The 24,130-nt window shown below is 68.6% G+C and carries 22 protein-coding genes and 2 pseudogenes; 22 read left to right on the forward strand and 2 right to left on the reverse strand.

What is annotated here, in order from left to right; genetic code table 11:
* Positions 1-464: 464 nt before the first annotated feature.
* Together OG252_RS50135 and OG252_RS50140 are read left to right on the forward strand one after the other, a co-directional pair.
* Positions 465-1,331 carry an NmrA family NAD(P)-binding protein gene (locus OG252_RS50135; RefSeq protein WP_329344860.1) on the forward strand — a complete coding sequence of 289 codons (867 nt, stop codon included), beginning with the start codon at positions 465-467 and terminating at the stop codon, positions 1,329-1,331.
* A 528-nt stretch (positions 1,332-1,859) separates the two neighbouring features.
* A complete protein-coding gene (locus tag OG252_RS50140; RefSeq protein WP_329344861.1) occupies positions 1,860-2,096 on the forward strand; it encodes a hypothetical protein in 237 nt (78 codons plus the stop codon).
* On the opposite strand, the gene OG252_RS50145 is transcribed toward OG252_RS50140, so the two are convergent.
* Positions 2,087-2,728, reverse strand: coding sequence for a TetR/AcrR family transcriptional regulator (locus OG252_RS50145; RefSeq protein ID WP_329344862.1), 642 nt, complete (start codon positions 2,726-2,728; stop codon positions 2,087-2,089). The two genes, OG252_RS50140 and OG252_RS50145, sit on opposite strands and share 10 nt — an antisense overlap.
* 151 nt (positions 2,729-2,879) lie before the next feature.
* Here OG252_RS50145 and OG252_RS50150 point away from each other — a divergent pair, with 151 nt between their 5' ends.
* The 10 genes and pseudogenes from OG252_RS50150 to OG252_RS50195 all read left to right on the forward strand — a co-directional run bounded on the left by OG252_RS50150 (position 2,880) and on the right by OG252_RS50195 (position 12,071).
* Positions 2,880-3,791 (forward strand): SDR family oxidoreductase, encoded by a 912-nt coding sequence (locus tag OG252_RS50150; RefSeq protein ID WP_329344863.1) that lies wholly within the window; start codon positions 2,880-2,882, stop codon positions 3,789-3,791.
* Between the two features lie 4 nt (positions 3,792-3,795).
* Positions 3,796-4,935, forward strand: a complete 1,140-nt coding sequence (locus tag OG252_RS50155; protein ID WP_329344864.1) for a hypothetical protein — start codon at positions 3,796-3,798, stop codon at positions 4,933-4,935.
* Positions 4,932-5,855, forward strand: a complete 924-nt coding sequence (locus OG252_RS50160; RefSeq protein ID WP_329344865.1) for an alpha/beta fold hydrolase — start codon at positions 4,932-4,934, stop codon at positions 5,853-5,855. The genes OG252_RS50155 and OG252_RS50160 overlap by 4 nt, the downstream gene beginning before the upstream one ends.
* A 124-nt stretch (positions 5,856-5,979) precedes the next feature.
* Positions 5,980-6,891: a metal-dependent hydrolase gene (locus tag OG252_RS50165; protein ID WP_266447241.1), complete on the forward strand. Its 912-nt coding sequence runs from the start codon at positions 5,980-5,982 to the stop codon at positions 6,889-6,891.
* A 23-nt stretch (positions 6,892-6,914) separates the two neighbouring features.
* A complete protein-coding gene (locus OG252_RS50170) occupies positions 6,915-8,033 on the forward strand; it encodes a PDR/VanB family oxidoreductase (RefSeq protein WP_329344866.1) in 1,119 nt (372 codons plus the stop codon).
* A 277-nt stretch (positions 8,034-8,310) separates the two neighbouring features.
* A pseudogene (locus OG252_RS50175) lies at positions 8,311-8,472 on the forward strand (IS256 family transposase); the annotation flags it as partial.
* A 149-nt stretch (positions 8,473-8,621) separates the two neighbouring features.
* Positions 8,622-9,206: a dihydrofolate reductase family protein gene (locus tag OG252_RS50180; RefSeq protein ID WP_329344867.1), complete on the forward strand. Its 585-nt coding sequence runs from the start codon at positions 8,622-8,624 to the stop codon at positions 9,204-9,206.
* Positions 9,203-9,616 (forward strand): VOC family protein, encoded by a 414-nt coding sequence (locus OG252_RS50185; RefSeq protein WP_329344868.1) that lies wholly within the window; start codon positions 9,203-9,205, stop codon positions 9,614-9,616. Before OG252_RS50180 ends, OG252_RS50185 begins: the two co-directional genes overlap by 4 nt.
* Before the next feature lie 180 nt (positions 9,617-9,796).
* The gene (locus OG252_RS50190) at positions 9,797-10,237 is read left to right on the forward strand and encodes a VOC family protein (RefSeq protein WP_329344869.1); all 441 of its coding nucleotides are present in this window, start codon (positions 9,797-9,799) and stop codon (positions 10,235-10,237) included.
* Positions 10,238-10,562: 325 nt separating this feature from the next.
* The gene (locus tag OG252_RS50195) at positions 10,563-12,071 is read left to right on the forward strand and encodes a DUF4246 domain-containing protein (RefSeq protein WP_329344870.1); all 1,509 of its coding nucleotides are present in this window, start codon (positions 10,563-10,565) and stop codon (positions 12,069-12,071) included.
* Between the two features lie 71 nt (positions 12,072-12,142).
* On the opposite strand, the pseudogene OG252_RS50200 reads toward OG252_RS50195, so the two are convergent.
* Positions 12,143-12,720, reverse strand: a pseudogene (locus OG252_RS50200) (transposase family protein).
* A 44-nt stretch (positions 12,721-12,764) separates the two neighbouring features.
* Here OG252_RS50200 and OG252_RS50205 point away from each other — a divergent pair.
* The 10 genes from OG252_RS50205 to OG252_RS50250 all read left to right on the forward strand — a co-directional run bounded on the left by OG252_RS50205 (position 12,765) and on the right by OG252_RS50250 (position 24,126).
* A complete protein-coding gene (locus OG252_RS50205; protein ID WP_329344871.1) occupies positions 12,765-13,322 on the forward strand; it encodes a hypothetical protein in 558 nt (185 codons plus the stop codon).
* A 634-nt stretch (positions 13,323-13,956) separates the two neighbouring features.
* Positions 13,957-14,754 carry an alpha/beta fold hydrolase gene (locus OG252_RS50210; RefSeq protein ID WP_329344872.1) on the forward strand — a complete coding sequence of 266 codons (798 nt, stop codon included), beginning with the start codon at positions 13,957-13,959 and terminating at the stop codon, positions 14,752-14,754.
* An 83-nt stretch (positions 14,755-14,837) separates the two neighbouring features.
* A complete protein-coding gene (locus OG252_RS50215; protein WP_329344873.1) occupies positions 14,838-15,203 on the forward strand; it encodes a hypothetical protein in 366 nt (121 codons plus the stop codon).
* 220 nt (positions 15,204-15,423) lie between these two features.
* Positions 15,424-16,104 carry a polysaccharide lyase family 7 protein gene (locus OG252_RS50220; protein ID WP_329344874.1) on the forward strand — a complete coding sequence of 227 codons (681 nt, stop codon included), beginning with the start codon at positions 15,424-15,426 and terminating at the stop codon, positions 16,102-16,104.
* A gap of 471 nt (positions 16,105-16,575) precedes the next feature.
* The gene (locus tag OG252_RS50225; RefSeq protein WP_329344875.1) at positions 16,576-17,157 is read left to right on the forward strand and encodes a hypothetical protein; all 582 of its coding nucleotides are present in this window, start codon (positions 16,576-16,578) and stop codon (positions 17,155-17,157) included.
* 1,215 nt (positions 17,158-18,372) lie between these two features.
* On the forward strand, positions 18,373-18,852 hold the full coding sequence (gene bfr, locus OG252_RS50230) for a bacterioferritin (RefSeq protein ID WP_329344876.1): 480 nt from the start codon (positions 18,373-18,375) through the stop codon (positions 18,850-18,852).
* Positions 18,853-19,023: 171 nt separating this feature from the next.
* Entirely contained in the window at positions 19,024-20,079 is a 1,056-nt protein-coding gene (locus OG252_RS50235; protein WP_329344877.1) for an iron ABC transporter substrate-binding protein, read from the forward strand.
* A 38-nt stretch (positions 20,080-20,117) separates the two neighbouring features.
* On the forward strand, positions 20,118-21,641 hold the full coding sequence (locus OG252_RS50240; protein ID WP_329344878.1) for an ABC transporter permease: 1,524 nt from the start codon (positions 20,118-20,120) through the stop codon (positions 21,639-21,641).
* Between the two features lie 2 nt (positions 21,642-21,643).
* A complete protein-coding gene (locus tag OG252_RS50245; protein ID WP_329344879.1) occupies positions 21,644-22,738 on the forward strand; it encodes an ABC transporter ATP-binding protein in 1,095 nt (364 codons plus the stop codon).
* 551 nt (positions 22,739-23,289) lie between these two features.
* Positions 23,290-24,126 (forward strand): MIP/aquaporin family protein, encoded by an 837-nt coding sequence (locus OG252_RS50250; protein WP_266447262.1) that lies wholly within the window; start codon positions 23,290-23,292, stop codon positions 24,124-24,126.
* The last annotated feature ends 4 nt before the right edge of the window (positions 24,127-24,130 follow it).

A 24,130-nucleotide genomic window follows, 5' to 3' on the forward strand; every position in this document is an offset into this window, starting at 1 on the left:
TGCTGCCACTCTGACGCGCTGCCACAGCCGGCGCTGTCGAGGTACTCGCGCAGAGCGGTTTCGCCGCGCGCAGGCCGCGGACAGCATGCCGAGGCCTGCCCCCACTTCGAGGACGGTACTCGGTCAGCGTCCAGCAGTTCTTGCGCGGCAAGTCCGACAAGAGCCCGGGCACGAACTCCCGCGCCCGCCTCCGCGGTTCCACCCGGGCGAAACGCCCGGCGATACGGCCCATCAGAACCTCGAACATGTCCTGCCAACCGGCAGGATCGATGCTGTGACCTGCGGCCACCGCCAGATCTTCTGTCTTCACGCACCGATGATCACCAGGTGGCCGTACCCGTTCCGGGGCGGCCCCGATCAGCAAGATCACGACTACTGGAGTACTCGTCGACACGGTTCCACAACGCGGTGTCACCTTTCGGATACTTTGGGCTGCGCAGGCCGATCCCGGGGAGTGAGCGAAGATGGCGACGGTGCTGGTGACGGGCGCGGCAGGGAACGTCGGTTCGAGAGTCGTCACGGAGCTGGGTGAGCGTGGCATTCCGGTCCGTGCCTTCGTCCGTGACCCGGATCGTGCGGCTGCCGTGCTCGGCGGCGAGACCGAGCTGGCGCACGGCGACTTCGCCGAACCGGCGTCTGTCCGGCGGGCTCTCGACGGTATCGAGCGGATGTTCCTCCTCTGCGCAAACGACCCCAGGCAGGTCGAGTACGGGACGAACGCGATCGACGCGGCAGCGGCCGCGGGTGTCCGGCAGGTGGTCATGCTGTCCACGATCGGGGCAGAGGCCGGTTCCCCGACGGTCTTCTTGGACCAGCACGGCCGCATCGAGCAGCACCTGCGCGGCTCGGGCACCCCGGCGGTGGTGCTGCGCTCAAGCCACATGATGTCGAACATCCTCGGTTTTGCCGCGACTATCCGGCAGGTCGGCCGCTTCTTCCTCCCTGCCGGTGACGCGCGAATTGCGATGGTCGATCCGCGTGACGTCGCCACCGCCGCTGCCGCGGTGCTGGTCACGGCCGAGCACGACGGCAGCACCCACGTCCTCACCGGCCCGGAGGCGATCACCTACACCGAGGTCGCGCGGCGTCTGTCGAGTGCCCTCGGCCGCCCGATCGAGTACGTGGACGTACCGGACGAGGCGGCGGCCGTCGCAATGGCCCAGGGCGGTCTGCCGCAGTGGCTCGCAGAGCAGGTGGTGGCCGTCTTCGGGGCGCTGCGCGGCGGATTGAACGCCTCCACCACCAGCTCGGTGCGGGAAGTGACGGGCCGTGAGCCACGCGCCTTCGGGGAGTTCGCCCGCTGGGCGGCCCCGTTGCTGGTCGGCGAATAGCACGTCGTCAGCGCCAGCAGGTCGCCGCAAGCCCGCCTGGGTGCTGTGCGGCTGCGTTGGTGCGCTGCCGGGCGGCGCTTGATACGCACGCGGGTGGCGGGCGCATCACCCTGGCCATGCTCGCCCCTGGCCGTCCTCGCCTTCCTCACGGCCCGGACGGCCAGGCCGGCACCGGAACCGGAACCGACGGCACGTCAGCCGCACCAATCGCCCTCACCACGAACGAGATCCGACGCCTGCTCGGCACACTCGTCCTGACCTCAACGCGGTCAGCCACACGAACACTTCACTGGTCCACGTGACGACGAACCCACCAGGGCGCAGCACGCCACAGCCACTACCAGCGACGACTCACCTCCTGATCATCACGCAGTACAGCTGGAGTACTAGCCGAGATGACCATCCGCTTCGGGATCTGGGACCAGGTCACCGGCGTCTCCGGCCGGCCCGCCACACCCTGAGCGCAGGGCCGGGACTCCGCCCCCACCATGACCCGACACCCCGTCAGACACCCGCGCACCCAACAGCGTGACAACGCCCTCCGCGGAGTTCGATGCGTCGGTATACGGCCGCTTCAAGGGCATCCGCACCCTCAACCCGCTGCTCGCCACGGTCTGCACCCCACACTCCCGGCCGGTGATCGCCACCGTGCGGACGGATCGCAACAGGGCCGCCGAGTGCGCCGGGCTGTTGAACGGGGGCCGTGGGCTGCCGTCCGGTGTAGAGAGCACCCGGAGGAATCCGGGCCTGCGTGATCAGGGCTGATCGCTGATGGCTCGGTAGGCCGCGATGAACAGGGTGTAGCACAGGTCGATCAGTTCTTCGACGGTGGCGTTCTGGTGGCCGAGCGTCCAGTCCACGAGGAGTTCGTTGACTCCGCCGACCAGGCTCATCGCGGTCATGGTGAGCCTGGGGGAGGAGGTTTCCGGGCCAGGGAGGGGTCCGACGACGGCGGCGATCAGTGCGGCGAATTCGTGCAGGACCTCACGGCGGCGCACTTCGAGGCGGGGGCTGGCGCCCACGACCTCGATGAGCACCAGGCGGGCCATGCGGGCGTCGCCGGCCAGTGTGCGGATGAAGACCTCGAGGCCGGCGCGCAGCTGGGCGTCGACATCGGGTGCGGCAGCGGCTGCGGCCTGCGCGGTTTCGGCTTGGATCGTAGCGATCAGCTCGTTGTAGACCCCGGCGAGAAGGTCTTCGCGGTCGCGGAACGACTCGTAGAAGTAGCGTTCGGTCAGTCCGGCATGTGAGCACACCTGCTTGACGGAGACCGAGGCGTATCCGGTCGTGCCGAACAGGTCGAGGCCCGCCTGGATGAGGCGGGTGCGGCGCTCCTGCTGTCGTTGCGCCGCGTCGCGTCCGCCGTAGCGCCGTCCGGCGGTCTGTGTGCCGGTCATTTCTCCCCTTCGCAGAGGTGTTGACACCGGTGTGCTCCGAACTGACACTCTAGCTTGTCAGTTCATCTGACATGGCATCGTGTCAGACGCGCTAGGGGCCACTCGCCGCTCGGCGTTCCGCTCATGCTCAGGGCAAGGAAGGGGCTCGACCGTGGCAGCACCGCCCAGGTACCCGTACACGTTCAGCCAAAGAGGCCGCGACAGGCTCCCCCGCACGCAACCGCTGGCCGGCCGAGTGATCGCGGTCACCGGGGCGGGCCGCGGAATCGGTCGTGCCGTCGCAGCCCGGCTCGCCGCGGCCGGAGCCGCCGTGGCGATCGGTGATATCGACGCGGAGCTTGCCGTGGAGACGGCCCATGCCATCGGCGCGCGTCCCGGTGGCAGAGTGCTCGGGCTGTCTCTCGACGTCACCGGCACACATTCCTTCGCAGACTTCCTGCGCACCGTGGAGACCCGGCTGGGGCCGATCGACGTACTGATCAACAACGCCGGAATCATGTGGGTGGGCCCCTTCGAGGAGGAACCGGAGGAAGCCGCCCTGCGCCAGTTCGACGTCAACGTCCACGGCGTACTGCGGGGGATGAAGCTCGTGATCCCGGGGATGCGGAAACGCGGTCGCGGCCACGTGGTGAACATCGCCTCCGCCGCCAGCAAGGTCGCCCCGCCCGGCGAGGCGACCTACGCGGCGTCGAAGCACGCCGTCCACGGCTACAGCACAGCCGTCCGCGCCGAACTGCGCGGCACCGGCGTGCACGTGTCCTTGGTGATGCCCGGCGTCGTGGACACCGAGCTGGCCGTGGGCACCGCGACCGGCCCCACCCGACGCCTGACGACGGATCAGGTGGCCGACGCGGTGCTCGACGTCGTGCTGCGCCCGCGGTTCGAGGTCTTCATTCCCCGCCAGGTGGCCGCCCTGACCCGGTTGGCCGCGCTGCTGCCGGGCCGTGCCCGCGACGCCCTGCATCACCTCCTTGTCCCCGACCAGCTCGCCGCCCTGTCCGACCGGTCGGTCCGCGCGGCCTACGAGCAGCGCACCCGGACCGCCCGTCTGCCCGAAGGATGAGCCCGTGACCACCACGCCCAAGCCGACGACGCCCAGCGCGAAGAAGGCCCAGGACGCCGCCGCTCCGCGTCCCATCCCCGAATTCGAAGGTGTCCACGACGTATGGCCCCGCGGTGACCGGCTACGCGCCGTGCGCAGCGCAGCGGCCACCTACCGTGAGCGGTTCGTCCAGCAGGGCCGCATCCACGCCGTCCGCAGTTTCGATATCGCCGCCGCCCCGTACCCCACCCGGTTCGGCTTCCACGGCGCCGCGCTCGCCGTCAACCCGTTCGTGAGCATCGTCAACCGGATGCTCGTCGTGCAGTTCGACGGCTTCGACGGTGAGCCGAAAACACTGGTGTGGGAGCCGACCGTCGCCGCCGGAACGGCTCAAGCGCCGTTCTACGCCCAACTCAAGCGGCTGGCGGGGGACTTTCTCACCGAGCACGTCTTCGCCCGCTACTACCAGGACCCGAACACCGTCCTGCCCTCCTGCGGTCTGCGACCCGAGGACGTGGACTTCGTCAGCTTCGACCACCTGCACGTCCAGGACGTGCGCATGATCATGGGAAGTACCAGCACGATTCCCGGCGAACGGGCGCCCCGCGAAGCGCTGTTCCCGCGCGCCCGGTTGTTGGTGCACCGCAGGGAGCTGGGCACCTTCGAATCGACGCATCCGATGCAGTGGGCCTGGTACGTCGACGGAGGCATGGACGGGGTACCGCCCGAGCGCGTCACCGCCTTCGACGGCGATGTCGAACTCGGTGTCGGCGTCAGCCTGTTGTGGACCCCCGGCCACACGGACGGCAACCACTCCCTGGTGCTGAACACCCCCGACGGCGTGTGGGTCTCCTCCGAGAACGGCATCTCGGCCGACAACTGGCAGCCCGAGCTCTCCCGCATCCCCGGGGTGCGCCGCCACGCCGCGTTCTACGGCCATGAGGTGGTGCCCAACGCCAACACCCTGGAGGACTCCCTCGACCAGTACGACTCCATGGTCAAGGAGAAGACCCTCGCCGACCCCAGCCGGCGCGATCCGCGCTGGCTGCAGATCCTGCCCTCCTCGGAGCTGGCCCGCTTCAAGCGGCAGTGGCCGGTGCTGCCCAGCTTCTTCCACGGCGGTCTGAACTACGGCGAACTGACGCCTGCCGGTGGTGGCCGATGACCGGCCCGGCCGCCCGCCGGATCGCCGCGGACGGCGTGGAGTTGGTCGCCTATCAATGGGGAGCGTCCACGGCTCCTCCGGTGGTGCTGGTCCACGGTTATCCGGACACCAGCGCCGTGTGGCGCCCGGTCGCCGAGCGCCTGGCCGACCGCTTCCACGTCACCGCATTCGACGTGCGGGGAGCCGGTGCCTCCCAGCGGCCCAAGGGTCTGCGCGCCTACCGGATGTCCCGCCTGGAAGCCGACCTGGAGGCGGTTCTCGACGCCGTGAGCCCCGACCGCCCGGTGCATTTGGTCGGACACGACTGGGGATCGATCCACTCCTGGGAGTCGGTCACCGGCACCCGCCTGGCCGGGCGGATCGCCTCGTTCACCTCCATCTCCGGACCCTGCCTGGACCACGTCGGACACCTGATCCGGGCCCGCCTTCGGCCGCGGCATCCGGATCTACCGAAGATGTTGCGACAGGCCGCACGGTCCTGGTACATCGCCTACTTCCACCTCCCGCTCCTGCCCGCCCTGACCTGGCGAGCACTGGGACACCGCTGGCGCGCCTTCCTCACCGGCTCCCAAGGCGTGCCCAGACAAACCCCCTACCCCGCGCCGACGCTGGCCCGCGACGCCGTGTCCGGCACCGCGCTCTACCGCGCCAACATGCTGCCCCGCCTGCTGCGTCCCCGGGACCGGCCGACCACCGTCCCGATCCAACTCATCATCCCCACCCGCGACTTCTGCGTCACCCCGGTGCTGTCGTACGGAGTGGAGCACTGGACAGACCAGATACAACGGCGCCCGATCGACGCCGGGCACTGGGTACAGCTCAGCCACCCCGAGGAGATCGCGTCCCGGATCGCGGAATTCGCCCACCGCATCGAAGACGGCTCCCGCCGCACTCCGGACCACACCCCGCACCCGATCTGACAGAACAGCAGTAACAGCAGTAACAGCAGTAACAGCAGTAACAGCAGTAACAGACCAGCAGTACTGGACGACTGCCTGACCGCCCCTTCGCACACACCGATCGCCGACGGAGGAGGAACCTGTCATGTTCCGAGCCGCACATGCCCACCCGGAACGCCCGTCCGAGCCCATCGACCACCACGACCTGGTACTGCAACCCCGGGACGTCACCTTCGACTGGAGCACCACCCCGCTGCACTGGCTGCCGGGTGAGCCCTTCGCGACCCACACCTTCGACGTGCTCCACCTCATGCTCCCCGAACTCGAACGCTGGTTCGTGCGCACCTTCGAGCAGGCACTGCCACTGATCACCGATGACCGGCTGCGCGAGGACGTACGCGGCTTCATCGGCCAGGAAACGATGCACGCCGAGGCGCACCAGGAGGTTCTGGAGCACCTGCTCACCAAAGGGCTGGACCCGGCTCCGTACACCCGGCAGTCCGAATGGATCTTCCGAAGGGTGCTCGGAGACCGGCCGGAGCTGACACCGGCCGCCACACACGCGCACCTCCTCCAACGGCTCGCCCTCATAGCGGCCTTCGAGCACTTCACCGCGTACATGGGTCACTGGATTCTCAGCAACCGGCACCTGGACCAGGCCGGCGCGGACCCCGCGATGCTCGATCTGTTCCGCTGGCACGGCGCGGAGGAGGTCGAACACCGTTCGGTCGCGTTCGACCTGCTGGTGCACCTCGATCCCCGGTACCGGCGCCGAGTGGTCGGCATGCTCGTCACCGCTCCGGTGCTGACCCGGCTGTGGATCCGCGGAGTCCGCTTCCTGATGAGCGCCGACCCCGAACTCGACGACCGGGTCAAGGTCCGCTTCCGCGACTACCTGGCCGCCGCCCGCAAGGACCTGCTGCCCCCGCCGGGCGCGTTCGCCCGCTCGGTGCTGCGCTACTTCCGCTCCGGCTATCACCCGACCCAGGAGGGCTCGACTCAGCAGGCGGTCGCCTACCTGGCGGCGTCCCCCGCTGCCCGAGCGGCTGCCCGATGACCCGGCGACCAGCGAGGCATCCCATGGACATCAGCACACCCGGCACCCGGACACCCGTCACCCGGCCGCCGGACCTGTACGGCAGACCGCGCAGCGACTCCTTCATGCAGAAGCTGACGGCCTTCAGCGACAAGGCGGTCACGGGCCTCGCGCGGCGCAGCACTCCTCCCAGGCGCCCGCCGGCCACCGAGATGCCCCTGATCCGGGAACTGGTGGTCGCCACCAAGCGCCAAGAGGCCGAGGATGTCGTCTCCCTGCAGCTGGCAGCACCCGACGGGGGAGTACTCCCGCCCTGGCAGCCCGGCGCCCACATCGAACTGCACCTGCCCTCCGGCCGCAAGCGGCAGTACTCCCTGTGCGGCGACCCCGCCGACCAGTACCAGTACCGAATCGCGGTGCGCCGCATCGCCGACGGCGGAGGCGGTTCGGCCGAGGTGCACGACGCCCTCGGAGAGGGCATGCGGGTCGCCATCACCGGGCGGCCCCGGAACGCCTTCCCCTTCGCCGCCGAAGCATCCATCCTGCTCATCGCGGGCGGCATCGGAATCACCCCGATCCTGCCGATGGCTCGGGAAGCCGCCCGACGCGGCCTGGACTGGAGGCTCGTGCACACCGGCCGCAGCCGCGGCTCGATGCCCTTCGCAGCAGAGCTGGCCGAACTCGCAGGCGCAGCCCCTGGCCGGGTCTCCATCCGTCCCGACGACGAGTCCGGCGTCCCCGAAGCAGCCGATCTGTTGAGCTTGAGCCCGGCGGCGGGTGCGGTGTACTGCTGCGGGCCCGCGCCCATGATCGACGGCGTTCGGCGCGCGTTCGGTGGCAGCCGCGCGTCGGCCCTGCACTTCGAGCGTTTCGCCCCGGCCCCGATCACGGACGGCCGTCCCTTCGAACTCCAGCTGGGCGACACCGGACAGGTTCTGCCCGTGCCGTACGACCGCTCCGCCCTGGACGTTCTCCACGAGGCCCTGCCGGACCTGCCGTTCTCCTGCCGCCAGGGGTTTTGCGGCACCTGCCGGGTACGGGTGGCCCATGGCCGTGTCGATCACCGTGACCGTCGGCTCACCGCCACCGAACGCGCGGCCGGCGCCATGCTGCCCTGCGTCTCGCGTGCACCGGAAGGAGAGCGGTTGGTGCTGGAGGTGTGAGCGATGGCCGAGCGCCCGTAGAGCGCGGCCGTCGCCACGAGCAACCCCAGCGGCAGGTTGATACCCGACCCATGGCGCGACGCACTGCCTGGGCGGTGAGCCGTCCCATGGGACACCGGCCAGATCCAGCGGCACATCGCCTCGACAACCACCAGGCCGGCCACCGGGCGCAGCGCGAACGGTTGCCGGGACATCACTTGGCTGCAGAGCCTCGCGGCACCGCGCCGGGCACCCTCGGGGTAGGCGCCCGCCCGGACCGGACAGGTTCGCGTGCGCTGGTTCCCGCGCGGCAGCCTTGGCCATGGTGTTCAAGCTGGTCGAGTCCGCCCCGACCCGCTGGCCGGCCGTGAACGTGCCCCACCTGGTCGCCCTCGTGCGGGCCGGAGCTTGCTTCGAACGGGGTCGGCTCGTCGAACGCCCCGAGGCTCACGCAGTCTGAGTCACCGCAACTGATCGACTGCTCTTGATCTGCTCCTCGTCAGGCCGATGAGTTTGCCTGCCGCCTGAAGTCTTCCCCTTTGACATTCCCACCCCGATGGGGCGAGAAGCGGAGCATCTTCACGCCGTGGAGGAGAGATGGAGGCCAGAATGAGCGGTCCGATTCGGCTGTACATGTCGATGTCGCTCGACGGCTACGTTGCCGGTCCGGACGATCGACCGGGCCAGGAGCTCGGACGCGCTGGTGGACGTCTTTTCAACTGGCTCGACGACCGGGAATCCGACGGTCCCAGCGGACAGGTTTATCGCGAGGCGCTGGCGACCGGCGCGGTAATCTCCGGCCGTCGAACCTTCGAACTCGCCGGGCGTTGGCAGGGCGACCATCACGACGGTGTGCCGATCTTCGTCCTCACCCACCATGTGGATGACGGGGACGTACCACCCGGCCACGCGCGATTCGTCACCGACGTCGAGGACTGCGCCCGTCAGGCTCGCGCGGCCGCCGGGGACCGGCCGGTCATGGTCCATGGGGCGGGCGCGGCCCAAGCCCTGCTCCGAGCCGGGCACATGGACGAGATGGAGATCCACCTGGTGCAGGTCCTCCTCGGGGACGGCCGACGGCTGTTCGACCATCTCGGTGGTGATCACATTGAACTCGATCTCGTCCGGCGGCTCGAGGATCGAGACGTCACGCACCTCCGCTACCGGGTGCGCCGACCCGATGAGGCCGCATGAAGACGCTCTTCGTCGGCTACCGCGTCACCGACCTGGACCGCTCGCTCACCTTCTACACGGCCTTGGGCTACGTCGAGCTGGGCAGGGTCGGCGGCGGGGACGGGAGCCACCTCGTGATCCTCAAGTTCCCCGGCGAACCGGCGGCCTCGCTCGAACTGGTCCACCGTCCCGTTGACGGACGCGTCGACGTCGGCAGCGGTTTCGACCACCTCGCGATCCAGGTGGACACACTGGCCGCCACCCTGGAGATGCTGACCGAAGCCGGCCTGGAGCCGGGACCTGTCCAGTACCCGGGCGGGCCTCGCGGTCCGAAGACGTCGTGGCTCACCGACCCGGATGGCTACCGGATCGAGCTGGTGGAGTGGCCGCCTGGACATCCCGACGGCATCACCGCCGCGGACTTCTCCTGAGCGGTCCGGTGAGTGGAGTGAAGAAGCTCCGCTTCGGGGCGGTCTGCCGTACCGGTGCTGAGGCGCGATCCAGAACTTTCGGAGTGCGGCGGTCTGAGGATGTCGAGAACGTGCCACCGGCTCCGTCCCAGGCCCATCAGCGGCCACCACCGGCCGCACGAGGAAGAAGGAGAAACGAGCATGGCGATTCAGCGGATGGACAACGTCGGCATCGTCGTCGAGGACATGGATGCCGCCATCGCGTTCTTCGTGGAACTGGGTATGGAGCTGGAGGGCCGGGCGGAGGTCGAAGGCCTGTTCGCCGACCAGTGCACCGGACTCGACGGCGTTCGCTGTGACGTCGCGATGGTCAGGACCCCGGACGGTCACAGTCGGCTCGAGCTGGCCAAGTACCGCAGTCCCGCGGTGATCAGCGCCGGGCCGCGTAACCGGCCGCACAACATTCTGGGCACGCACCGCGTCATGTTCGCCGTCGACGACCTTGAGGACACCGTTGCGCGCCTGCGCCCTCACGGCGCCGAACTCGTCGGCGAGATCGCCCGGTTCGAGGACAGCTATCTGCTCTGCTATGTCCGCGGTCCGGAGGGCATCATCGTCGGGCTGGCCGAGCAGCTGCGCTGAGAACGAGGAACCGAACCATGCGGCCGAACGAGATCATCGAGGTTCTGAACCGCCCGATCAGCCAGAGCCGCCGGCAGCCAGGAACTGCCGGCCATCGGGGGTCTCCGCAAGGCAGGAGCGGAGAAGCAGCACGGCCACGCCGCAACGCCTGCAACTCCCGCTTCCCCGTCGCGCATCCTCGGCCTCGGATGAGCGCGAACCGGACACCATGCGACGCCGTCGAAGCCCTGGCTCCCGGACCAGCCATGAAGGGACCACGGCTGCGGTGTCAGTGGGCTGAAGTATCCTTCCCGCCACCGCGCACCGACTGGGAGGATCAAGAGAATTGACTGGCATGTCTGCTTTCCCGCTGCCCTTTCGTACGTCCCGTTCTATATCGTTGGCGACACCCCGAACGCTGCGGGAACTTCAGATGATGCAGTGCAGCTCACACCTCCGGGCGAAGCCGGGGTGGTTCGACAAGATGAACGATGCGGACATCGTCGCCAGGTGGACGCAAGAAGCGGTCGCCCAAGGCCTAACCGAAGCGCAGGTTCGTTACGTGCTGGCCGAACTCCGTCATTACGCCGCGCTGCGGGACGGACGAACCGGTGTCGAGGTGTCCGCCGTTGACGGGGTGTGGCAGTCGGACACCTTGGTCGACGACAAGCTCAGATCCCGGCTGCGCGAGGCGGTGCGGGTCCTGGAACAGGTCCCCGAAGCGGAGCAGGACTGGCATCCCGGATCCGACGGCCAGGTACTGGATCTAGTCCATCCCTCACTGTTCTGCCTGGTCAGAGACATGAGCGGTGCGCCCGAGCGCGCTTGGCAGAACCCGACGGACCGCTACTCGAAGTACGAGTTCTCGGAAAAGTTCCAGTGGCTGCCCACGGACGTCGATGTCAGTGACGACGGCGATGTCACCTTCCGCTCGTACGTCAACAACGTCCATCCCGAGACTCATCGCGAACTGGCCTCCGTCCTACCGGACTTGTTCGCCCGCTTCCGCCCGCTGTTGGAGAATGTGCTCACCGATCTGCGCCATCCGCGGCCCCTGCGGATCGAGGCCGATCCTTACGGGTGGTACGACTCGGAGCCCGAGTATCCGGACAAGTCCTCCTACAGCGATGACGAGGCCTACGCGGAAGCCCTCCGTGCATGGGAAGAGGCCCATGAGGACTGGTGGGAGAACCGCCGCCCGGTCATTCCGGACGCCCCGGAATTCACCCCGCCCGTGTTGCCCGAGGAATCCGCTCGTGTCGACCTGCGCGGCTGCCGTCTCCAGGTCATCGTCAAGCTCGCCACCATTCATCTCACCCCGGACAAGCCGGAATACCCGGGCGGTTCCTGGCATGTCGAGGGGATGATGAACGAGCGGATCGTCTCGACCGGCATCTACTACTGGGACAGCGAGAACATCACCGAGAGCCGGTTGAGTTTTCGGGCGGCACTTGACGACCCCAACTACGAACAGAACGACGACAACGGTCTGCGTGAGGTCTACGGCCTGGAGGACGAAGACGCGCTGAACCAGATGCTGGGATCGGCCTCGACCCCAGCGGGTCGCTGCCTGGCGTTCCCCAACGTCCTGCAACACCGCGTCGGTTCATTCCGCCTCACGGACCCCACCCGCCCGGGATATCGCAAAATTCTCGCGTTCTTCCTGGTCGACCCGTCGGAGAAGATCGTCTCGACGTCCGATGTGCCACCGCAACAACCATGGTCCGGCACCTCGACCATGACGCTCGAACAGGCTAAGGACTACCGCGACCAACTCATGCAGGAACGCAAGTTCTTCGTCGACGAGCACAACGAGCAGGTCTACGAACGAGAATTTTCCCTCTGCGAGCACTGAATCTTCTGTCCTGAACATGTGCAGGTCAGGGAGACGCAGACGGCCTGGGTGACAGTTAGCCCTCTCCAACTTCAGTCTGAGCTGGCCGGATGGAGGGTGAAGACGGCGTGGACGAGGCTAGTGATCCGGGTCGTCGAGCGGCGGGGCTTGCGCAGGAGCTGCCAGGACTTGAGGGTGCCGATGGCTTGCTCGACCAGCGCCCGGGCCTTCGCATGGGACCGGTTGACGGCCTGCTGACCGGCGGAAAGGCTGTCCCGTCGGCCGCGGTAAGGGAGACGGATCGTGTTGCCTGCGCCCTGGGCCGTGTTCGCGTGCCGCCCTGACGTCATGGACGGCACCGGCCAGGGCAGGTGAAGCCAGGGGGGCGAGGGCGGCCAGGAGCTCGACGGCTTCGGTGACGTATCGGTAGACGGTGGTGGTGCCGACCCCGGAACCGGCCGGGAGCTGGGCATAGGGGTGGCCGTTGCGGAGTGGGAGAGGGGGAGCAGGGCCTGTCGGCCCGCGCTCAGGCGCCGCCATCGGTGCCGAGAGCGCGGCGGTGTTCTCTCAGGCGGGCGGCGAGGAAGCGGAGGGCAGAGCTGGACACATCGACGCCGGACGAGTCCCATCTACCGGGGAGCTTCCCCCGTCTGTCAGTCCAAGTGCCCAGCTTCGGAAGTACGTTGAGAAGCGCCCGGTGGCAACATGGTCGCCATGTCCAACTCCTACGCGCAACCCATCCTGAGAACGAACGATCTCTCGGAGGCGTTGTGCATTGTTGAGCGGTTGCTCGGTATCGCCGATCTCAGGGACCTCGAAGTCGATTTCGAGGTGCGGATCTCCTCGACGCACATCCTTTCAGCCGTGCTGGTTGTGTTGCCGGATACTCAATGGTGGGCGGAAGGGGACAGGGACGGCTCGTCGGAGAAGGGGGACGATCCGTCGGCACACCTGCCCATCCGGCTGCGGGGCTGGGCCATGCCATTGGAGACCGTACAGCCGTTCCTCAAGGCGGTGGGCGACAGCCCAGCCACGGTGCGGTGGGACTTCGCGGGCTGGCCCGAGGCCCCTGAAGTCGGCCTGGGTGTGGGTGGTACCAGGGGCGCGTTCCTGACGCTGTGCATGAATGTCCGCGACCTGGACCTGGAGGAGCCCGCGACCGACCACACGGTTTTCGTCCACGTCAAGCAAATCGAGGCCGCACGCGCACCATGGCTGGCGGCCCAGGTCGGGTTGCGGGTGATCGGCGATCTGGTGATGGCACCGTACTGAGAAGGTCATGAACAGCAGTGCATCACCGCCGGATTCGTCCGGCGGTGATGCACCGAGGGACTCAGGAACTGCTCAGGCGCAGTTTTGCGATGCCGGATCGCAGATGCCACCCGTGTCCACGGAGGTCTCCACTGAGCCGTGCAAACAGCAGGTTGGAAAAGGCTCTGTGTCGAGGCGGCAGGTGGAGCATGCCCTGGAGCGCCATCACCCACCGTTGGACATCCAATTCCAGCGGGACGCGGACTGCGCGTGCCCTTGAGCCAGGCGGTAGGGCCGGCATGGGACGAGGACAGCCTGGAGCCGGCCCTGGGGTGTCGGTGCCGGTCGACCACGCCCGCATCAGTCGGCGCGTGGTCCGCCGCCGCGCGAAGGGGATGACCGCGGATGCCGTCGCGGCGGCCCCTCGAGGACGCCCTCTTCGACACGCGAACAGGACTCCCGCCAGGAGCACCTCGCCGACGACGAACGCGGCCGGGCCGGAGCTCGCGAGTGGGAGCGCATCGGCGAACCGCCATTTGGCCATCGACGCGCCCACCCGCAGGCGACACCGCGCGCGGCGTCCGACGCGCACAGGTGGCAGGACAGCAGTATCTCGCAGAGGCGCGAAGGCTCTCGTCCAGCTGAGGAAGTCGCTATGCCGTCGATTGGCGTGAACGGGACAGACATCTACTACGAGCTTCGGGGCACTGGCCCATCGGTGCTGTTCATCTCCGGCGCGACCGGCGATGCCGGACACTTCGACCGAGTCGCGGACTTGCTCGCCGACGAATTCACCGTGGTCACCTACGACAGGCGTGGCAATTCCCGCAGCCCCCGCCCCAGCGGGTGGGAGGCCACCTCCGTACCTGAGCAGGCCGACGATGCCGCAGCACTTCTCACCGCGCTCGCGCTCGCTCCCGCCGCAGTGTTCGGCAACAGCTATGGGGCGATCACCGCCCTTGACCTGCTCATCCGCCACCCCGGCGTCGTCCGGGGCGCCCTCCTGCACGAGATCACGCTGTTCTCAGTCCTGGAGAACCCGGGCGAGGCCGAGGCCGTCGTGGCGCCGGTCGTCGAAGCGGGGATGGCCGCCGGGGGGCCTCAGACAGCCGCTGAGCACTTCATCCGATTCGCTGCGGGCGACGACAACTGGGATCGCCTGGACCCGGACCTGCGCCACAGGATGGCCTCGAACGGGGAGACGCTTTTCGGTATCGAGATGGGTGCGTTCGAGTCCTACCGCCCTGACGATGCGAGGCTCGCCGGCATCACCACCCTTGCCCAGGTCTTGGTCGGCCAGGAATCACCGGACTACTTCCACGAAGCCGCCGCCTGGCTCGCCGCCCGGCTCGGGGTCGAAGTAGTGCAGACCCCGGGCGCACACACGCCGCAGTGGGATCGCCCCGAGGAACTCGTCCGCACCATCAGGCCATTGCTTCGCGCACTCTCGTAGCTGCCGGGCGCAGAGCTCGGACGGGCGAGACGGCTGGAGATCCCGTGCAGGCTTGCTGAGATCCTCGGGGCTGGGACGGGCTGATGCAGCAGAGCGACCTCGAACAGCAGCCCTTCGCCGTCCTGCACGGCGGCGTCACCCGCCGCCTGGAAGAAGACGGATGCCCGCCCGCGTTCCTCATCAACGTCCCGATAGCGCGCACCCTCGCGGCGGTCCGCCGCCAACTGGAGCTCAACTGCAGTGTCAGCGGCCTGTACGAGGCGATTCCCCCGCCCCGGCCACTGGCGTGGCACCGTCCAACCGCTCCGCCGGTACGGGCTGTTCGGCGGGGGCCGTTCCGGGCAGGGCCGACGCTGCCGCTCCGCCCAGCGCGGTGCCGAGTACGGCTCTGCGGGGCGCCGGCGCATGCCCAGCCCTGCTGTGAGGTCATCATCGTCCTGCAGACCTGACGGATCGTCGATACATCGGGTGTATCGGGAACCTAGGCATTTGCCGTGTATCTGCCAACATTCCTAAGAGCCATCTCCTGGGCCTGGAATGGCATCGGTGGGCAGGTTGGGACTTCGTGCCCGCATCGGCAATCTTGGTCGAAGTCTTGACTCCTCCGATGTATTGAGGTTGCCTGCGTTCGCGTTTCACACCCCTCTCCCTCACCGGAAGGACACACGTATGAACAGGAGATCCGTCTTACGCGCAGGAGCCGGCCTACTGGCCGGCGGTGCCGCGCTCGCCCTGCCGCCGACCCCGCTCGCCGGTGCCGCGCCGGCCGCCGACCCGACCGACGGCTGGACGCAGACCTCGTTCACGTACAGCTGGCAGAAGCCCTGGAACCTCGACCTCAGCGACCGGCACAGCTACAGCGGCGGCGTCCACCGCATGTGGGTGTACGCCACCGACGAGCCGTTCGAGGAGGGCAACTCCACCGACCCGCGCACCGAGATGCGCTGGAAGGCCGACTACACCACGGGCAACCACATGTGGGACGCCGACGTCTACATCCCGTCCGGTACCGACGGAGCCTCCTTCGTGCAGACCCTGCGAAGTGTTCGCCCCACGGGCACCCCCGCCACCGACATCATGCTCAACGCCTACAACACCAATGGCGGGACCGTGCGGCGCTACGACGGCACGGTGCTCAAGACGGATGCCTACGACACCTGGTTCAACGTGAAGATCGCCCACCAGGCAAGCAGCGGGACCGGGACCATCAAGGTCTATTTCGACGACTCCCTCGTCCTGACGGTCGACGACCGGGGCCCCGCCACCCGCTACTTCAAGAACGGCGTATACCACCACGGCTCCGGCCGCGCCGAGGCCCGCTTCCGCAACATCCGCTACTGGACGAGGTGACCGCAGCGTAGGCAGATCCGAGCGGCGCTCCTGTGTCCCGAAGCAGACTCAGTTCCCCGTCGGTGGGTGTCCGACGACATCAGGCGGCTGCCGCGGCCCGAACCTCGCAGCGCCGCGGCAAAGACGCTGCTGACGATGTCGTCGGCGTCCCGCACCGACAGCGGCACGTCGGCGCCTTGACGCTTGCCTTCGCGGCCCGCCGTTTCCTCAGCAGCACGAGGTGCGACTCCTCGCACACGCCGGCTCGTTCCATGCGGTCAACCGCCGCCAGGTGAAGAACTCACGGGCCCTCTCCCGTCACCACGCCCGCCGCGAGCACATGATCGACATCATCCAAGCCGTAGCCGAACGCCTCTCACACCCGCAGACCGCTACAACACTGCCCGGCAATCCGTGAAGGTGAACCTGAAGGCACGCCGCGGCCCTCGACATGCCAAGCCAACCTTGGGACAAGCTCGTTAGGCTCGGATGATGGGGAGCTTCACCACACATCACCTGCGGGCGCACGACCGTACGCGTTCACCGGTGCAGCGCTTCGGGGCCCTGCGCACGTGCATCACAGAGTTCGCCCCTTATGGGTTCCGCGCTACCTACCACCACCTGTGCCGCAGCGCCGGGATTCCGCCCGAGCCCGAGATGGACTCGGAGGCGGTGGTGCGGGCAGTCGAGGAACTGCACGCCGCGCGGGAAGTATGGCTGGTGCAGTTTCGTGAGTGGCAGGTCCGCCGCCGTGCGCAGAAAGCCGCCGGCATGCGTATTCCCACCCCACCCGAGCCGCGACGCCAGCTCTGGTACCCCGATCCGGAGGTCCACCCTGCCGAACCGCTTACGGCAGTCATGCCCCGCATTCTGCGCGCCCCTTCAGGGAATCTGACCGAATGCCCGGTTTGCGGAGCGGGCTACGGTACGAAGTCCTGGCACGACGGGTTCACGGCACACCTGCTCTGCGCGGGATGCGGGGCAAGCCTCGCCGGACGGCCCACCAAGCCTGCTCCCGGGGTCGAGGCCGCCCGCGCAGAACGCTGGAAGCTGGTCTGGAAACGCCAGGTGTGAGAACGGGCCGCCGCCGCTCTCCGAACGCGTGCCAGGATCGCCCAGGCGGAACGCGGCGGGGGAGCGGAAGGCGTTTCCGTGGACCCGGTCGTCGTTCTTGGGGTTGGCGAAGGGTTTGCGGCTCCGGCGTAGTCGCGGGGCGTCCGGTTCGTGATCATGTGAACTCGAGGATGCTGAGGGGTCGGCGCGGGTCGGGGGCATGGGGGCGGTGGCTGGCTCGATGTTCTTGGCGCTCTGCAGTCGTAGGGTCCGTTCGCGAGCTCGCGCCAGGTGGCCATGGCGCGGTGTGCGTCCGCTGTTCCGGAGGAGAGCATCTGCCTGTGGAAACGACCCTACGCAGTGTGCGGGGGCATGCCGTTCGCGAGGGCGTCGGTGACGAAGATCCGGCGGAAGTCGTGCGGCTGGAAGCGCAGGGGGCTTGCCGTCTCGTCGATCAGGCCGGTGGCGAGCAAGGCTTCGTTGAGGCCTTGTGGATGCTGCTCGGCGCGACGGGCGAGCGGCGGCCAGCGGATTCCGACTGGGCAGCAACGGCAGGGGTGGGGTCCAGAGCCTTTCCTGGTCGTCGAACGATGTGACCAGAGGGATTGCGCCGGAGCGGTCACCAACTCGCCGGAAGGTCGTGCTCAGGACGTCGGCGAGTTCGGGGTTGTCGAGCAGTGCTCGCTCCTCGTCGTTTTTGATGGCGCGATCTGCAGCAGCGGGACGATTTCGCCGGTGTTGGGGAGCGTGTATTGCGTGAGGTGTCGGCGTACTCGTGAAAGGTCCGTACGCCGACAGCGATACCACTCAGCTCAGCGATCCAGATGCCAAGGCCGAAGCGACCGGGCCGCCGTGGGACCGTGACCGGGCGGCCGGTGATGCGGACCTCGCGGGCGGCGCTTGGGGTTCAGGGACTCCACGACACAAGAGTCAGCTCAATGCGTCGTTATGGGCCTCTGCGACAAGCAGGCCGAGGATGCCTGGCGGCGGGCGCCGACTCGGGCTTCGGGATTGGAGGGACGCGGCCCGCGTTGGGAAGCAGTGGCCTGATCACAGCAACCCGAAGCGCGTTATCGTCGAAGAAGCTGGCGCCATCAACAACGTCCCGGCCGAGCCGGATGCCGGCCAGCCGCGGGGAGGATTACTTACGGTAAGTGTTCCCTTGCCGGGTCGGATGCTGGTCGCGGTGTGGGCACGTGGCGTCGAGTCGGTCTCTCTCGGGAAGGACGGCTTGCCATGCAGAGTGACCCCGAGGTTCTTGAGTTCCTCAATGAGCAACTGACCGCGGAGCTGACGGCGATCAACCAGTATTTCCTGCACGCCAAGATGCAGGAGAGCAACGGTTGGACGAAGCTCGCGGCACATACGCGCCACGAGTCGTTCGATGAGATGAATCATGCGGAGGTTCTCACCGATCGAATCCTGTTGCTTGACGGTCTGCCCAACTATCAGCGGCTCTTCCATGTGCGGGTGGGACAGAGCGTCACCGAGATGTTCCAGGCGGACCGCGAGGTCGAGGTCGAGGCGATCGACCGTCTCCGGCGCGGTATCGAGGTCATGCGTTCCAAGGGCGACGTCACCTCGGCGAACATCTTCGAGTCGATCCTCGCCGACGAGGAGAACCACATCGACTACCTCGACACGCAGATTGAGCTGATCGAGAAGCTGGGCGAGCCGCTCTATATCGCACAGGTTGTCGATCAGCCTGAGAGCTGACCGCGAAGCCCGCTCCGCCACGGACTGTGGGCGAAGTACCGCCGGGCCATTCACCACCACCCGTGGGCCACATAAATGTGGACACATGCACCTATAGCAAGGTAAGCCTGACTTAAGGAAGGTAAGTCTGCCCTAAGCACGGCCGGCGGGACCGGCAATGGAGGCGGGATCGTGAGCACATCTCGGATGAGGCCCTTGCTGGCGTCGGCGCTCGGCGGTCTGCTGGCCTTGGGGGCCACGGGATGCGGCTTGGACGAGGACGCGCAGGCCGAAGCGGCGGCAGGCTCCGACGAGAAGATCACCGTGTACAGCGGGCGGAGCGAGTCCTTGGTCACGCCGGTGCTGGAGGACTTCGAGGAGGCCAGCGGTATCGCCGTCGAGGTGCGCTACGGCGATACCGCACAGATGGCTGCCCAGCTGCAGGAGGAGGGCAACCGGAGCCCGGCGGACGTCTTCCTCGCGCAGGACGCTGGTGCCCTGGGGTCCGTGGCAGCGCAGGGTCTGTTCGCCAAGCTGCCGGACGAGGTGCTGGACAAGGTGCCGGCCGCCTACCGGGACGAAGGCGGCGAGTGGGTCGGTGTGAGCGGCCGTGTGCGCACGATGGTCTACAACGTGGACCAGGTTCCCGAGGCCGATTTGCCGGAGTCGGTGTTCGAGCTGACCGAGCCCGAGTGGAAGGGCAAGGTGGGCATCGCGCCGACCAACGGCTCGTTCCAGGCGTTCATCACCGCGATGCGGGTGGAGGACGGCGACGAGAGGACCGAGGACTTCCTGGCGGGGCTGAAGGCCAACGACGCACAGATCCGCGAGGGGAACGCGCCGATCGTCGCCGACGTCAACGCCGGTCGGCTCGCCGCCGGGCTGGTCAACCACTACTACGTGTACGAACTGGCCAAGGAGAAGGGCACCACTGTCGACGCCCTCAAGGCGAAGAACCACTTCTTCCCCAACGGAGACATCGGCAGCCTGGTCAACGTCTCCGGCGTGGGCGTGCTGGACAGGGCCGACGACGATCCCGACGTCCGCGCGTTCGTCGACTACTTGCTGGGCACCGAGGCCCAGACCTACTTCGCCGAGCAGACATACGAGTACCCGCTGGTCGAAGGCGTCGACACCGCCCCCGGCCTGCCCTCGCTGTCTTCGCTGAACGCACCGGACATCGACCTCAACGACCTGGACGATCTGGCGACCACGGTCGAAATGATCAAGGATTCGGGGCTCGTCTGACCACCTGGACCCTCACCCTGCGCCGGGCGCGGCGGCTGGTGCCGCGCCCGGCACTGGCCTGCGCGGCGGTGCTCGCCATCGGCGTCGCGCTCATCCCGCTGGTCTATCTGGGGATACGGGCCGGCGAGGCGGGCTGGGGGCGGGTCTCCGACGAGCTGTTCACGGCGCGCACCCAGGCGCTCGTCATACGGAGCCTGGCGCTGGCGGTGGTCGTCACCGCGGCCTGCACCGTCCTGGGTGTGGCTGCGGCATTCCTGGTCACCCGCACCGACATTCCGGGCCGGCGGTCGTTCGGAGTGCTCGCCGCGCTTCCGCTCGCGGTGCCGAGCTACGTCGCTGCCTTCGCCTGGGTGTCCACGGTGGAGGGCTTCGAGGGCTTCTGGGCGGCGGCTCTCGTGCTCACGCTGGTCTCGTACCCGTATGTCTACCTGCCGGTCGCGGCCGCACTGGTCGGCGTGGATCCGGCGCAGGAGGAGGTGGCCCGGTCGCTCGGGCGCGGCCCGTGGCGCACCGCGGCCGGTGTGACGCTGCGCCAGGTGCGGCCGGCGGTGGCGGCGGGAGCGCTGCTGGTCGCGCTCTACGTGCTCTCCGACTTCGGCGCCGTCTCGATCCTGCGGGTGGAGGTCCTCACCCGGGCCGTCTTCACCTCGATCAACCTCGGCTTCGACCGCACCGGTGCGCTCGTGCTCGCCACGGTCCTCGTCGCCCTCACGGCGGTGGTGCTGGTGGCCGAACAGCTCAGCCGTCGGCGTGCGGCCCGCTTCGCTCGTCTCGGAGGCGGGGCGCCCCGGCCTCCGACGCGGCTGCGCTTGGGCCGGTTGCGGTGGCCGGCCACGCTGGGGCTCGCCGGTGTGCTCGGGGCGGCTCTCGGCGTGCCGACGGTGAGTCTGGTGCGGTGGTTCGGTGCGGGGGTGTCGCGGCCGGGGTCGCTGGGGGAACTCGCCCACGCGGCGGGGAACTCGCTGGGGGTCGGCTTGCTCGGCACGGGCCTGACCATGGTCCTCGCGCTGCCGGTGGGGCTACTGTCTGCCCGCGCGCCCGGCCTGCTCGCCGTGGCTCTGGACCGTCTGGCGTATCTCTCGCACGCACTGCCCGGTCTGGTCATCGGGCTTTCGCTGGTGTTCTTCGGCATCAACGTGGCCTACCCGCTTTACCAGAGCGTGTGGCTGCTCGCACTCGCGTACGCGGCGCTGTTCCTGCCCCTCGCGGTCGCGGCAGTCGGTGCCGCCGCCGCCCAGGCCCCGCCCGGCCTGGAGGAGGTAGCCCGCTCTCTCGGGCGTCGGCGGGCGTACGTACTGCGCACGGTGACCGTTCCCCTGGCCGCGCCCGGCATCGGAGCCGGGGCCGCCCTGGTCTTCCTCACCTGTATGAAGGAGCTGCCCGCCACCTTGCTGCTGCGCCCGACCGGAATGGACACGCTCGCCACCGGTCTGTGGAAGCACACCTCGGTCGCCGCGTACGCGGCCGCCGCGCCGTACGCGGCTCTGCTGGTGCTCATCGCCGCCGTGCCCACCTGGTGGCTGTCGGCCCGCACCGGCGTCCTCACCCGGACAGGAGGCTGACAATGGCGGACCTGCGCATCGCCGACGTCCACAAAGCCTTCGGCCGCGTCCAGGCCCTGTCCGGGGTCGACCTCGCCGTCCGTTCCGGAGCGCTGGTGGCCGTGCTCGGCCCCTCCGGCTCGGGCAAGACCACGCTGCTGCGTTGCATCGCCGGCTTCGAACCACTGGACGGCGGAGAGATCTGGATCAATGGCCACCGTGTCGCCGCCCCCGACGCATCCGTGCCGCCCGAGCGGCGGCGGGTCGCGGTGGTCCCCCAAGAGGGCGCACTGTTCCCGCACCTGTCCGTCCTCGGCAACGTCGCCTACGGGCTCGGCCGGTCCGCCCGGCGGGCCGGCCGAGCGGCCACCGTGCTGGACCTGGTGGGCCTGGCAGGCTTCGAGGACCGGATGCCGCACCACCTGTCAGGCGGGCAGCAACAGCGCGTCGCGGTTGCCCGGGCGCTCGCACCCCGCCCACCGGTCGTGCTGCTCGACGAGCCGTTCAACGCACTCGACGCCGCGCTCCGGGCCGAGGTACGACGAGACGTGTGGCACGCCCTCCGCGCCGACGGCGCCACGGCTGTCCTGGTCACCCATGATCAGGCGGAGGCACTGTCGATGGCCGAGGAGATCGCGGTCATGCGGGACGGCCGAATCGTCCAGAGCGGACCACCGGAACTCCTCTACGGCTCACCGGCCGACCCATGGGTGGCGGGGTTCGTCGGCGAAGCGGTGTGGCTACCCGCCACGGCGGACGGCGACCGCGCCCGCACCCCGCTGGGCACAATGCGGCTCACACCAGCCGAGGGCGGTGTGCCGGTCGGCCCGGTGCGCGTACTGCTGAGACCCGAACAGATCACGCTCTCCCGACCCGGAGATCCGAACGCGACCGCCGCGACCGTCGAGCGACGGGACTTCTACGGCCACGACGCGATGCTCGCCCTGCGCCTGCCCGACGGCACGCCGGTGACCGCGCGGGTCTTCGACCCTGCCACGGCTTCGCCCGCCGTCGGGGACCAGGTCGGCTTGCGCGTCCACGGCACCGCCCGCGCCTTCCCGCCCGACGGCCGTCCGGAGGGCTCCGCGCGGCCGTCCGCCACGGACGGCCGCCCCTGAATGCAGCGCAGGCCGTCAGCGTGTCGGCGCAGGCTGATTGATGGGACCGCTGGCGGGTGCGAAGCGGTGCCCCGTGACGGGATCTGCCAGTGGAGTAAGGGCCGTGGCAGACGGTCTACGGGCTCTTCCGCCGCTGGCAGCGGCCGGATCTGGGTGGCTGCGCTGACCGGTTTGCAGGACAGGGCCGACGCTGCCGGGCTGATCACGTGGGAGGTGAACGTCGACTCCACCATCTGCCGGGCTCATTAGCACGCGGCCGGCGCCCGCCGGGAGGGGAAGGTCGAAAGGAGCCGCCAGGCGGGGTCGGCTGCGAGCTGGACGACCATGGGCTCGGCCGGTCCCGGGGTGGCTGGACCACCAGGGTTCACTCACCTGGTCCGCGACCAGAGCCAGCGACCGTTGTCGCTGCTGGTCACAGCAGGTCAGTGGGGTGACGTCCCCGAAGCCTGAGCGGCAAGTTCCACCTCTAGGGCCCCGGGTGCCAGGCGCCGGTTCACCCGAGCGGTGCGTCTGCGGATGCCGCCCGCGTCCGCGCCGCCGACGATCGCACCATGCCGGAACCCACATCGAAGGCAGGTTTGGTCGGTGAACTCACAGCCGAGTTCGTCGGCACCATGATCCTCATTCTGTTCGGCTGCGGTGTCGTCGCTCAGGTCGTCGCCGGTGGCGCGCTGACCGACGGTGGCCTGGGCGACCACGACAGCATCGCGTGGGCCTGGGGCCTCGGCGTCGTCCTCGCCGTCTACGTGGCGGCGCGGATCAGCGGCGCCCACATCAACCCCGCGGTCACCCTCGCGCTCGCGGCCTTCAAGGGCTTCCCGTGGAGCAAGGTCCTGCCATATGCGCTGGCCCAGACCGCGGGCGCATTTGTCGCCGCCCTGCTGGTGCGCTGGAACTACAGCGAGGTGCTGGCGAGGGCCGACCCCGGGCACACCGACAAGACGGAGATTGTCTTTTCCACCCTGCCGGGCAACGGCGGGCTCCCGATCAGCCAGCTCGGCGCCTTCCGCGACCAGATCATCGGTACGGCCCTGCTGGTGCTGCTGGTCTTCGCGGTCACCGACCTGCTGAACACGCCGCCTGGCGCGAACATGGCCCCGTTCATCATCGGCCTGATCGTCGTCGCCATCGGCATGGCCTGGGGAACCAACGCCGGCTACGCGATCAATCCGGCCCGTGACCTGGGACCACGGCTGGCGGCATTCCTCACGGGCTACGGCGGCGCTTGGCGTGATCAGAACGGCGACCTCTACTTCTGGGTGCCGATCGTCGGCCCTCTGGTCGGCGGCCTGGTCGGTGCGCTGCTCTACCGCCTGCTGATCACCCCCTTCCTGCCGGCTCCCGGGGCCGAGCAGGAAACCGGCCGGGTGCCCGCGCCGGACAAGTGAGAGG

Source organism: Streptomyces sp. NBC_01352 (assembly GCF_036237295.1).
GTDB lineage: Bacteria > Actinomycetota > Actinomycetes > Streptomycetales > Streptomycetaceae > Streptomyces > Streptomyces plumbiresistens.

What these genes read in the sequence shown, in the direction of transcription:
- OG252_RS50190 (WP_329344869.1), top strand. Translation starts at nt 9,797, where the DNA reads ATGGCGATTCAGCGGATGGACAACGTCGGCATCGTCGTCGAGGACATG.
- OG252_RS50165 (WP_266447241.1), top strand. Translation starts at nt 5,980, where the DNA reads ATGTTCCGAGCCGCACATGCCCACCCGGAACGCCCGTCCGAGCCCATC.
- OG252_RS50225 (WP_329344875.1), top strand. Translation starts at nt 16,576, where the DNA reads ATGGGGAGCTTCACCACACATCACCTGCGGGCGCACGACCGTACGCGT.
- OG252_RS50215 (WP_329344873.1), top strand. Translation starts at nt 14,838, where the DNA reads ATGCAGCAGAGCGACCTCGAACAGCAGCCCTTCGCCGTCCTGCACGGC.
- OG252_RS50145 (WP_329344862.1), bottom strand. Translation starts at nt 2,728, where the DNA reads ATGACCGGCACACAGACCGCCGGACGGCGCTACGGCGGACGCGACGCG.
- OG252_RS50185 (WP_329344868.1), top strand. Translation starts at nt 9,203, where the DNA reads ATGAAGACGCTCTTCGTCGGCTACCGCGTCACCGACCTGGACCGCTCG.
- OG252_RS50220 (WP_329344874.1), top strand. Translation starts at nt 15,424, where the DNA reads ATGAACAGGAGATCCGTCTTACGCGCAGGAGCCGGCCTACTGGCCGGC.
- OG252_RS50160 (WP_329344865.1), top strand. Translation starts at nt 4,932, where the DNA reads ATGACCGGCCCGGCCGCCCGCCGGATCGCCGCGGACGGCGTGGAGTTG.
- OG252_RS50170 (WP_329344866.1), top strand. Translation starts at nt 6,915, where the DNA reads ATGGACATCAGCACACCCGGCACCCGGACACCCGTCACCCGGCCGCCG.
- OG252_RS50250 (WP_266447262.1), top strand. Translation starts at nt 23,290, where the DNA reads ATGCCGGAACCCACATCGAAGGCAGGTTTGGTCGGTGAACTCACAGCC.
- OG252_RS50245 (WP_329344879.1), top strand. Translation starts at nt 21,644, where the DNA reads ATGGCGGACCTGCGCATCGCCGACGTCCACAAAGCCTTCGGCCGCGTC.
- OG252_RS50180 (WP_329344867.1), top strand. Translation starts at nt 8,622, where the DNA reads ATGAGCGGTCCGATTCGGCTGTACATGTCGATGTCGCTCGACGGCTAC.
- bfr (WP_329344876.1), top strand. Translation starts at nt 18,373, where the DNA reads ATGCAGAGTGACCCCGAGGTTCTTGAGTTCCTCAATGAGCAACTGACC.
- OG252_RS50205 (WP_329344871.1), top strand. Translation starts at nt 12,765, where the DNA reads ATGTCCAACTCCTACGCGCAACCCATCCTGAGAACGAACGATCTCTCG.
- OG252_RS50210 (WP_329344872.1), top strand. Translation starts at nt 13,957, where the DNA reads ATGCCGTCGATTGGCGTGAACGGGACAGACATCTACTACGAGCTTCGG.
- OG252_RS50135 (WP_329344860.1), top strand. Translation starts at nt 465, where the DNA reads ATGGCGACGGTGCTGGTGACGGGCGCGGCAGGGAACGTCGGTTCGAGA.